Here is a 999-nt window from a genome sequence, read left to right on the forward strand (position 1 = left end):
CCCCCGGGCCGCCGCTGCGTGGAGCGCGGCGCGGGCGGCGGCGTAGTCGTCGACGTCGCGGTTCCGGGCGGCGACGGCCACGGCGCCGAGCTCGGCGGCCAGTGCGGTGGGTAGGTCCGGGTCGGCGGCGAGCCGGTCGTAGTCGTCGGCGAGGTCGGCCAGCGCCCGGTCGGCCTCGGCCGCGGCCGCCACCGGATCGAGTGCGGCCATCGCCGCGGCCAGATCCCGCCCGTCCGCGGCGGAGTCGATCGTGACCGGCTGCCCGGGCGCCGCCTCGGCGGCGAGGGCCACGACCCGGTCTCGCGCGGCCACGACGGCGTCGATGCCCTCGACGGCCTGCTGCCCCTCGACCAGCCGGGACAGCCGGACCTCGAGCGGATCACCGGGCTGCGGCGGCCGGCCGACCAGGGTCCAGCCTCGACCGGCAGCCTCGACGGCGAGCTCCGCCCGCAGCCGGGTCAGGACGATGTCGAGCAGCTCCGGGGTCGTCGGCGCGACCCCGTCGACGGTCACCTGGTGCAGCAGGGCGTCGGCCTCCCGCTGGACCTTCGGCTTGAAGCGACGCCGAAGTTCGGCGCCGCCGTGGAGGTGGGCTCGCAGCGCCTCGGCGCGAGGGAGCAGGGCGGCGGGATCGAGCTCGGCGCCCCGCTCGGCGCCGTCGGGTTCGTCCTCGCCGCCGTCCTCGCCGCCGTCCGCCGCGCGGGCGGGATCCGTGCGGGTGGCGCCGTCGGAGGGCAGCACCACAGCGTGCAGGCCGAGGTCGTCGACGTGGCGGGCCGCCTCGGCGATGAGCGGCGCGGCGGCGCTCACCTTGGCCCACAGCAGGCGGTCCCGGCTGGCGAGGGCGTCGTCGAGGGCGGCGGGGATCCAGTCCCGGTCCGATCCGCGGGCACCGTGCGCGGTCAGGTCGTCGAGGGCGCGGACGAGCGCGGTCACCGCCGCCCGCAGCTGGCCGGTTGGCGACGGTCCGGGGCCGGCCGCGGCGATGGCGTCCAGGAG

General features: G+C 79.0%; 1 pseudogene. It reads right to left on the reverse strand.

Annotation, left to right across the window (positions count from 1 at the left end):
• Window positions 1-999 (reverse strand): annotated as a pseudogene (locus ND748_RS32705) (DNA helicase); the annotation flags it as partial.

The organism is Frankia sp. AiPs1 (assembly GCF_023716945.1).
GTDB lineage: Bacteria > Actinomycetota > Actinomycetes > Frankiales > Frankiaceae > Frankia.